Genomic DNA, 9,498 nt, shown 5'->3' on the forward strand with positions numbered 1-9,498 from the left:
TGCCGGTAAACTCTTCCGACAGTCTTTCACTTACATGTAGTATACCCCTTGTCCTATTCGTTGGACAATTCCTTAAGCGATTTGATTTTACCATGAGGATGCTGGTGTTGCTTTCGAGACTTCCATGCAGCTTCTTTCCTTCGCTTCTGGTGAGCCATAGCACATATCCTCCTTTGGAAAATGAGTTGTATACCACTTCCTTATGGTGTCATACCAGGGAACTGCTCATGCATGAAGCAGCTTTTTTGCATAGCAACCCTTTTCTACATGCAGCTCATCGGCCCCGATCGGATTGCTTGACGAAAATCAATGGGAGATGATCTATAAAACAATGGCTCAATATGTGCCGCGCCATGCTTGGCCTAGAGTAAACAAGAGGAACCTTGACAGATTATAAATGAAGCCAGACCAATAGATGCAAAGGCTGCCGAATCATCATTGACTCGGCAGCTCAGTAACCTTATACACGTTTGTATACAAAATTTCTTTTCGATCGGTAAACTCCTCTTCCGTGAGAATTTGAGGATAGCTCATAATCTTCAGCGGTAAATAGGTCTCCCCTTTCTGAAGCGGCGGCTGCACATAATCAAAAGGATTGAGCCGGAACCCCAAGCGCTCATAAAAGCCTATTCTCCGTTGTGCCATGTCAGTATCAGGATATTCTACCTCCAACAGGATGGGCTTGGATGACTCTTCCATATAGGACGCCATGATTTTACCGCCTATACCGCTCCCACGCGTGTTTGGATCAACAGCAATATGTTCGATGAACCGAAACGAAGGAAATTCCCATACGGCCATAAACGCGATTACTTGGTTATCGCTATTTGTTTCCGTAATGAGACGGTAATGCGGATCGGCCAGCAATTCCTTCTGTCCGGCGTAATTTCTTCGTTCACTTGTTGGGAATGAGGCTTTCAGCAGCGCGAAAATATGTTCAAACTGTTTATCGTTCATGATCAAATTCTCCCTTATCTAGCTGTTCTTATATCCATATTATACTCCCTTCTATCCAATTACCATTTCACACTTCATTCAGATATCGCCGAGAGCATGAATAAATTTCCTCCTTTAACCAAAAACTATGGGTTATGAGGAGGCTGATGATTCATGTGTCAACGTTTTTCGATGGCAGCCGAGCTGCCGGAGGTTCAAGAGCATTTTCAGATAGAAAGAGTCATGTATTACTATAGGAACCGCTATAATATCAGCCCAACGCAAAATATACCGGTCGTCCTGCAACAAAACGGGGAGCGAATTCTGGATGAATTTCGTTGGGGCTTCATTCCTTACTGGGGCAAAGATGCGATTAACGCGGATCTTAGGAACGTGCATCGTAATCCGGCCTATCGCAAAATGGTGGACAAACAGCGTTGCGTCATTCCGTGCAACGGATTGTATTATTGGAAGCAGGAAGGAAAAAGATCATACGCGGTGCGAGTGGTCATGAAAAACCGCAGTATGTTTGGGGTCGCCGGTTTATACGAAATTTGGCGGGATGCACGCGGGGAACCGCTCCGGACCTGCACGCTGGTCATGACGGATGCCAACCCGCTGATTGGGGAATTTGAGAGCCGCATGCCGGCAATTCTGTCTCCGGAGAACATGGCCCGGTGGCTCGATGAGCGGACGAACGACCTCGATGCCCTCGATCCGATTCTAATACCTCATTCGGCTGCAGAAATGCATGCTTATGCGGTAACGCCATTGATCGAGAACAACAGGCATGACACCGATGAATGCATTCGGGAAATGGATTTAAACCGGGCGTGGATCAAGCGCTGATTTCCCGCGCCCGGATCATTGAAATATAAGGTTTATCGATAACTTTAGCAATTGTCTCAGATGGAAATTTGCCATACAATCTTGATTTTACATGAATGTCGCACGGTATTCACTAGATAATCGTCGGCACCATGCCCCCATCCATTCGGATAGGAGAACCTTTAAAGGCGGATGCATGCGGACTAGATATAAATGCAACCAGTCTGCCTATTTCGATGGGCCTGATAAATCGCTGTATTTCAGATTGAGGCAGGTTTGCAGCCATAAATTGTTTCTCTTTTTCTGCAAAAGACATATTCTCATCAGGGTATATCCCTCCAATGATTTGCTGCACATTTTCAGAAAGTGTCGGTCCTGGCATGATCGTATTAACCGTCACTTCTGTTCCTATAGTTAACTTAGATAAGCTTTTTGACAGGGATAATAGCGCGGATTTGGTCATTGCATACTGGGGCATTTTCCCCGAAGGCATCATGGCTTCTTCACTCGCCATAAAGATAATGCGGCCATAATCATTTTGCAGCATTTTAGGCAAATAATATTTAGTTAAGCCATTCGCAGCAAGAACATTAGTACGGAAGTATTTATGCCATACTTCATCGTCGGCGTCCTCGTATTGCATGATTTCATATATTCCCATGTTGTTAACTAAAATATCAATATGGGGGAATTTCTCGAATAGAGCTTCTCTCTGCTCTTTATCTACTATACCGGCTGTAGCATTTTGTGGAAAGGTAGCCGGGAAATCCGACTTGATTTCATTTACAATTCGTTCTACTTCCTCGTAATCTCGTCCATTAATAAGGACATTAACGCCTTCCTTGGCAAGTTCAATGGCAATGGCTTTACCTATGCCTTTCGTTGATCCCGTAATTAAAGCGGTTTTATTGTTTAATCCCATATCCATAATATAATCCATATCTCCTTTGTGCTTTGGATAGTGATTATATTACCTTGTCTGAATTGCCCGGTAACTAGCCTACTGCGCCAAAGTTCTTGTTTTACACGCCAAATGAAGATCAGTTCGTTCCTAAATGCTGAGTACGCCATTTTGATGGGGTAACCCCTTCCCAAAGGCGGAAGGCCCGATAGAACGAGTTCTGGTCCGCATACCCAATCAAATAAGCTACTTCTTTAATATCGAACGCGGGGTCTGCTAAGTATTCTCGTGCTTGCTCATGTCTAGCTTGTATCAACAGTTGCTTGAAGCTCGTGTTGTCGTCAGTAAGCCGGCGCTGCAAGGTGCGATCGCTCATACTGAGCTCATTCGCGACAGCCTGAATGTTGGGGCGCCCTCCCGTAAGGCTGCGTTTCATGATCCATTTGACCATCTCGGAAGTGGAAGGGCTGCGCTGTTGTTCATCAAGCGATTGATCCAGAGCGGGAGTCAGAATCTCCAGCAACTCTTCATTGTATGAGACAAAAAGGCGATCCAGATCTCTTCGATGCAGCGTCAACCGGTTATGCTTTGCACTCATCTGAATACGGCAGCCGAAGTAAGCTTCAAGAGCTTGTACATCGCCCATAGAGTGCGAAAATTCGACTAGCTTTGCTGTTAAAGGGTAACCTGTGCCCCGGCGCCCAAGCTCCAGAAGGAATGCCAGCGTGATGCCAACCAGCACCGGCGGACCGGACTGCTCGGTATCCTGCCATCCCAGCTCGATCGTACAGTGCTCACCCTCCTCGGTCATATACAAGTTCTCGGGTGGGCACATCTGCTTGTACCGAACCATTCGGCTTAAAGCGTCGCGGTAGTCACGAGCGTGGTAAGTCGCTAAGACGGTCGGTGGATACTTCGCTGTTTCAAAGGCGGTCGCAAGCTTGGTGATTCCTTTGGCAGTGTCGCCTATGAGATCGGAATAGGCCTGCCAAATCGCGAAATATTGGGCGCCCGTGACTTCCGGTTCAGTAATAATACTGAGCGGAAGCTGGGTTTTACGAGCAACGTCACGGGCGGAAATTCCTAGTTGATTCAATCCTGCCCAAAATCCTGGCGGCATTTTAATACGGTCAGAGGAACGTAATTTCATATTGTGGGCCTCCTTTTTGCAACAACCATCCCTATAACCTTAACAAAACTTTTCTAGAAAACAGACAATCAGATTTTTCCTTCCATGTGAAAAAGACAGCCGGATCCTCGGCTGCCCGTTCAATCTTAATTATATAACTTCTTTCCGTTTGTATAAATAAGTAAACAATATGATTCCCGCAACTGAGCTTAACGCTGCGCATAAACCTATAACGCCATAACCCGCCTGAAGCCCCCGGAATAGGCCAACTTGCGATTCCGCTCCGAAAATGCCCTTCGTAATTTCGATAACTCCCCCGATCAGATAGTTGCCAATGACGCTGCCGAGACCCATTAGTGTGACGGTAAACGTAATAGCAGTATCACTGCCCTTCGGGTATCTTCTGGCGATAAAAGCCATGACCGTCGGATAGATCATCGCAATGCCAATACCGGCGGCAGCAAATAAAAAGGCTAAGTTCTCTCCGCCAAAGATAGCGACAAAAGTACATGCGGCCGATAACCCCGAGAATACAATCAAGGATAACGTAAAGCCAATTTTGTCGGTTAACGGTCCAAGCAACAGCCGGGCAAGGGCAAAGCATAAGAAAAAGGCAGATAACATTCCTGATGCGGAAACCGTGTTCCAGCCATAAGCTTTTTCCAGAAAGTTCACGAGCCAGCCTCCAACAGCCAATTCGGATACGACGCCAAAGGTTAATACCAGCACCATTAGCCATAGAACGGGATCCCTAAGCAATGTTTTTAGAGGTACACGTTCTTCATGATCGATGTCATCCCCAGGAAAAGTACTGAACAATGCAAATACAATCGGTATAACGGACAAGAGCAGCATAACAAGATACATGCCTCGCCAGTCCAGCGTATGACCGTTAATCGTAACCTTCATTAGACCCGTCGCAATGAGCGGTGCAACCGTCGAGCTCAGGCCGTAGAAGCCGTGGCTTAAATTCATCATCGTTCCCGTATTTTTCACAAAGATGCGGGCACCTAGAATAGCCAGCCCGATCTCCAGCATCCCGTTTCCAATATACATTAAAAAATAAGAAGCCGAAAACAAGGAATAGTACTGCGAGAAAAATATAAATATACCCGAGACAGCCATCGCCGCAAAGGCTGTTATCGTTACCCGCTTAATTCCCCATATCTTTGTCAAATAGGCTGTGAAAGAACAAGCGATTAAATAGCCGAGCGCATTCAGGGACAGCAAGGTCCCCAGTTGTCCTTCGTTTAGCATAAAGTCCAGTTGAATTCGCGGGATAGCAGGTCCTTTGATATTTTCCGAAAATCCGAATATAACGAATCCTATAAATATTGTTGCGAGCTGCATGGCATATATTTTGTTGAATTTACCTGATCGTTTCCCCACTCTTAGCTGCTCCTTATCGGTTATCTTTTTTCAATGACTCGCAGGTGATAGGCTAGGCTCTCCAGCGTCTCCGTCACCATGCCTTTCATGTATTCCTCGTTCGTGTCGTTTTTAACAAAAAGCTTAGGCATGTGCTCTTGCGGGATGTGTCTCACACAACCCTCATAGATTGTATCCAGCTGTGTCTCACGGGGCAGATCCCCTGTTATCGCTATGGATACCGGGTTAATCAATGCAATGATGGAGGTGAGCGTTTGGACGGCCAGCCGGACAAAGCCTTCATCGGTGTGTAATTGCAGCAGCTGCTCCTCTCGCGAAATTCCAAATGGCAAAAAAGAAGCCTCTCCAGCGAACTTCGTGTTACCGGATAGAATTTGGCCGTTTACGATAAAACCCGCACCGGGGTAATGATTTTTTGGAAACGTAACGACGGCAAATGTTTTTTCCTCTTCATAGTTTTGTAAATGGTAAAATCCATAGACCGTCATATTCATATCGTTTTCAATCATAACCGGAATTTCATATTTTTCTTCCAGATACGGCCCCAATGATTTGCCTGCAAGGTCGGGAACATCACATACACCGATTACGCCGCAATGGGCGACCCCGGGCACGCCAATACCAATAGCCTGTGCATGGCCATGCTTGTTGAGTAATTTGCCAATAAGGTTGTCGACCACGTCGACATCGATATGCTTTAGTTCTAATATGGCATCTTCGACAGTCTCCCCCACTAGATTAACGATACTGTATCTAATCGAGTGGATGCCTCCTTCCGTCTTGATTAACAAACATACGACGCAGCCAAAGTCAGCGTTATACATGTACTGCATCGCTGGCCGGCCGCCGCTTGATTCATCCGGTTCCATCTCTATGACTTCACCGATGGCCACAAGTTCGTTTAAGATGGTCCCGCATGTGGCCACGCTTAAGCCGGTTAAGTTGGCAAGGGATGCTTTGGTTGCCGTCCCCTGCGCTTTCAACGCATTTTTTACTAGCTCAATGTTCATTTTTTTCACTTGACTCGTATTATACGAGACAGGCTGCACTGTGCACACCCCTTTTCAATAGTACTTTTTAAAAGTGTTTTAATAATCGAATTGTACCTTCGTTTTCTTGATCCGTCAATTGTGAAATAAGGAACAGAATAGCGACTGATCAGCCAAGGCATATTTCGTAATTTTCGGAATAATATGAATGACTAGATAGGGATGGAAGGGTGGGAAACGGATTCAACTACTAATCTAAATGGATTTATAGTAGTTAGTTAATGTGGCAAAGAAGAGAAAGTAGATTTAAATGGATTTCATGTCATTAGGTGAAGAGGAAATGCCAATCATGGGTTGGATTCTTATTCTAGGTACGTAAAATCCATCTAATCCCGTGAAACACCTGTTTGGAGCATAATTAGATACATGAATTCCAATTAGTGTACTACATAGTTTAGTTTTCAACACAGCTTAGTCTACGACACAACGTAATTGCCCAACCTGCGACACAACGTAATGCCTAACCCTGCTTAGTGCACGACAGAGCTTGATGCCTACCTCTGCTTAGTGCACGACAGAGCTTGATGCCTACCTCTGCTTAGTCTACGACACAGCGTTTTGCCCGACCTTGCTTAGTGTAACGACAGTTGCATTTCACCACACCGTCACGGACTGCGGGGGTTACTCGCTTCAGCCTAGTGATCTGCCTTGCTATTCGGGCGTGCACCTGGTCTCCTGTTATTCTACGTATCGTTCTGTAATTGAATATGCTTATCCGATATTGGTTAAAATTAGTTTAACTACTTAAAGGAGGGTTTCATTTGGGAGAGAATAATGACATGAAGATACCTCACGAACACGACGTAAAGCGTGAGACGTTGACAACACGCCAAGGCCATCCGGTAAAAGATAACCAAAACATCCGCACGATTGGTGACCGCGGTCCAGCCATGCTTGAGAATTACCATTTTATCGAGAAGATTTCCCATTTTGACCGCGAAGAGGTGCCGGAGCGGGTTGTACATGCCCGCGGGAGTGGAGCATTCGGGTATTTCGAAACCTACGGGAAAGTTGGAGATGAGCCGGTAGAGAAATATACCCGAGCCAAGGTCTTCTCTGGCGCCGGAAAAAGAACACCGCTGATGGTTCGATTCTCCACGGTAGCAGGAGCTAAGGACTCGCCGGAAACCGCACGTGACCCGCGGGGGTTCGCTGTGAAAATGTATACCGAAGACGGCAACTGGGATTTGGTAGGCAACAATCTCAAAATATTTTTCATACGTGACGCGATGAAATTCCCTGATATGATTCACGCTTTTAAAGCAGACCCTGCTTCGAACGTGTCGCATCCCCAGCGGATGTTTGACTTTGTCTCCCGTTCGCCTGAAGCAACGCATATGATTACCTTCCTGTTCTCTCCATGGGGCATTCCGGCAACATACCGCCACATGCAGGGTTCTGGCGTCAACACCTACAAATGGGTCAATGACAAGGGCGAAGCTGTACTCGTGAAGTATCACTGGGAGCCAAAGCAAGGGATCCGCAACTTGACGCAAGAAGAAGCAAATGAAATCCAAGCAAAAAATGTCGGCCATGCAACGCAAGATCTATATGAAGCGATTGAACGCGGAGATTATCCGGAATGGGAGCTCTTCGTCCAGATCATGGAGGACGGGTATCATCCGGAGCTGGATTTTGATCCGCTCGATGATACGAAGCTATGGCCAGAGGATAAGTTCCCATGGCTGCCGCTCGGCCGAATGGTACTTGATCGCAATCCCGTCGATTTTCACGCGGAAATTGAGCAAGCCGCCTTTGGTACCGGGGTGCTGGTCGATGGGATGGATTTCTCCGACGACAAAATGCTGCAGGGCCGTACCTTCTCTTACTCCGATACGCAGCGCTACCGCGTGGGCGCAAACTATTTGAAATTGCCGGTGAACGCGCCGAAGACAGCGGTGCGTACGAATCAGCATCGCGGTCAAATGGATGTCCGTGACCCGAAGGAATCCGGAGAAAATCCGCATATTAATTACGAGCCTTCTATGATTGGCGGCTATCAGGAAGCCGGTCAGCAGGACCGTCCACAGCATCGTCCGACGTATAATGCGGCGGCCATGAGCGCACCGATCGATCGGCCCAATAACTATGGGCAGGCAGGCGATACATACCGCTCATTTGAGGAATGGGAGCGCGATGAGCTGATTAAGAACCTATCCGAAGCGCTTGCGGTATGCGACAAACGAATTCAAGAGGCCATGATCCATCATTTCACACAGGCGGATGAAGATTATGGCCGCCGCGTTAAGGAAGGGATCGACAGGGTCATGAAAGAAATACAGGGTATGAAGAAGGATGAACAGCTCCCTGGCCGTGAATCCGGCCAGACGAAATATGGCCAAGGCTCATTAGCCGCAAACGAGGCCACCAAAGAGGCTGTGGAGAAAAGCCACGAAGCTGATCCTTATTGACGTTATAAAAGGCTGCTGGCGTCCGTAAACACGGTCGCGGCAGCCTTGTTATTTTCTCGCCCATTGTGCTGCTGTAAAACCAGCTCTCTTCTCCTTATGATTTCCAGCTGGCTTCCCCAATACGGCAAGCGGATCAGAAGTCAGCCCGTAAAAGGAATCGAGTGATTATTATTTGCACCGCCCGACAGCTTGTTGATATCAACCTCTTTGCCGTCCATCCATACGGACGGGGGGGAGGACGGGCTGGATCGCCCTTTCCCCTCAGCTTCACTATGCCCTGATCATGTGCTTCTTGTTCACGAATGTATTTCGCTACAGTTTCGTTACAGTTGCTTCATTTAGGCCCACTGTACTTTCATCATATCCTTCTGCCCAGAATTTTCGATTCCCATATTTATACTTTAACTGCGCATGCTTCTCAAAGATCTTAACGAACTTTTCCCCTTTAGATGTCCCATAAAGGACGACACAGATATCTTTGGCGGAATCGCAGAACGTGAACGAAATTTTATAACGAAGCGTATGATCGCTATCTGTGTAAAAATAACCCTTCCCAAAATATAACGAAGCTGGGTAACGTTATTTCAGTCTTTTCTGCTCCAAACAGAGGATAAACGGCAAATAGAGTGGCTGAGATTCGTTGCTATGAACGTTTTTGTCAAACCCTCCATTTTTTCTGCCTGAGCACGTGGCGCGAGAGCAAACATGCGAGCGACGGTCGGCACGCTGCTATCCGTGGGTTGGGTACCACATGTTATGCCTTCGTCAAGGAGAGCTTTTGCAAGCTAGAAACGCACGTTCAGTTCTTGGCAAACCTAGTGCAAACGAATCACGCATATTCTCTCCCGAACCTTC

General features: G+C 46.8%; 8 protein-coding genes and 1 pseudogene. 2 read left to right on the forward strand and 7 right to left on the reverse strand.

Annotation, left to right across the window (positions count from 1 at the left end):
* Nucleotides 1–53: 53 nt before the first annotated feature.
* On the reverse strand, nt 54–158 hold the full coding sequence (locus G358_RS34150) for a DUF6254 family protein (protein ID WP_019640444.1): 105 nt from the start codon (nt 156–158) through the stop codon (nt 54–56).
* A 277-nt stretch (nt 159–435) separates the two neighbouring features.
* Nucleotides 436–957, reverse strand: a complete 522-nt coding sequence (locus G358_RS0127285) for a GNAT family N-acetyltransferase (protein ID WP_019640445.1) — start codon at nt 955–957, stop codon at nt 436–438.
* 153 nt (nt 958–1,110) lie between these two features.
* On the opposite strand from G358_RS0127285, the gene G358_RS0127290 reads away from it, so the two are divergent.
* Nucleotides 1,111–1,785 carry an SOS response-associated peptidase gene (locus G358_RS0127290; protein ID WP_019640446.1) on the forward strand — a complete coding sequence of 225 codons (675 nt, stop codon included), beginning with the start codon at nt 1,111–1,113 and terminating at the stop codon, nt 1,783–1,785.
* A gap of 112 nt (nt 1,786–1,897) precedes the next feature.
* Here the strand turns inward: G358_RS0127290 and G358_RS0127295 are convergent, their stop codons facing one another.
* From G358_RS0127295 to G358_RS0127310, 4 genes are all read right to left on the reverse strand, one after another.
* Complete coding sequence (locus G358_RS0127295) at nt 1,898–2,692, reverse strand: SDR family NAD(P)-dependent oxidoreductase (protein WP_026342502.1); 795 nt, start codon at nt 2,690–2,692, stop codon at nt 1,898–1,900.
* 112 nt (nt 2,693–2,804) lie between these two features.
* Nucleotides 2,805–3,815, reverse strand: coding sequence for a helix-turn-helix transcriptional regulator (locus G358_RS0127300; RefSeq protein ID WP_019640448.1), 1,011 nt, complete (start codon nt 3,813–3,815; stop codon nt 2,805–2,807).
* 129 nt (nt 3,816–3,944) lie between these two features.
* On the reverse strand, nt 3,945–5,183 hold the full coding sequence (locus G358_RS0127305) for an MFS transporter (RefSeq protein WP_019640449.1): 1,239 nt from the start codon (nt 5,181–5,183) through the stop codon (nt 3,945–3,947).
* A 20-nt stretch (nt 5,184–5,203) separates the two neighbouring features.
* Nucleotides 5,204–6,232, reverse strand: a complete 1,029-nt coding sequence (locus G358_RS0127310; RefSeq protein WP_019640450.1) for an ROK family protein — start codon at nt 6,230–6,232, stop codon at nt 5,204–5,206.
* A gap of 779 nt (nt 6,233–7,011) precedes the next feature.
* Between G358_RS0127310 and G358_RS0127315 the strand changes: the two genes are divergently transcribed.
* Nucleotides 7,012–8,643, forward strand: coding sequence for a catalase (locus G358_RS0127315; RefSeq protein ID WP_157274500.1), 1,632 nt, complete (start codon nt 7,012–7,014; stop codon nt 8,641–8,643).
* A 324-nt stretch (nt 8,644–8,967) separates the two neighbouring features.
* Here G358_RS0127315 and G358_RS32725 read toward each other — a convergent pair.
* Nucleotides 8,968–9,134 (reverse strand): annotated as a pseudogene (locus G358_RS32725) (transposase); the annotation flags it as partial.
* Between the last annotated feature and the right edge of the window lie 364 nt (nt 9,135–9,498).

It is taken from the genome of Paenibacillus fonticola DSM 21315 (assembly GCF_000381905.1).
GTDB lineage: Bacteria > Bacillota > Bacilli > Paenibacillales > Paenibacillaceae > Fontibacillus > Fontibacillus fonticola.

Coding starts and splice junctions, on each gene's coding strand:
- G358_RS34150 (WP_019640444.1), bottom strand. CDS start 158: ATGGCTCACCAGAAGCGAAGGAAAGAAGCTGCATGGAAGTCTCGAAAG.
- G358_RS0127285 (WP_019640445.1), bottom strand. CDS start 957: ATGAACGATAAACAGTTTGAACATATTTTCGCGCTGCTGAAAGCCTCA.
- G358_RS0127290 (WP_019640446.1), top strand. CDS start 1,111: ATGTGTCAACGTTTTTCGATGGCAGCCGAGCTGCCGGAGGTTCAAGAG.
- G358_RS0127295 (WP_026342502.1), bottom strand. CDS start 2,692: ATGGATATGGGATTAAACAATAAAACCGCTTTAATTACGGGATCAACG.
- G358_RS0127300 (WP_019640448.1), bottom strand. CDS start 3,815: ATGAAATTACGTTCCTCTGACCGTATTAAAATGCCGCCAGGATTTTGG.
- G358_RS0127315 (WP_157274500.1), top strand. CDS start 7,012: ATGAAGATACCTCACGAACACGACGTAAAGCGTGAGACGTTGACAACA.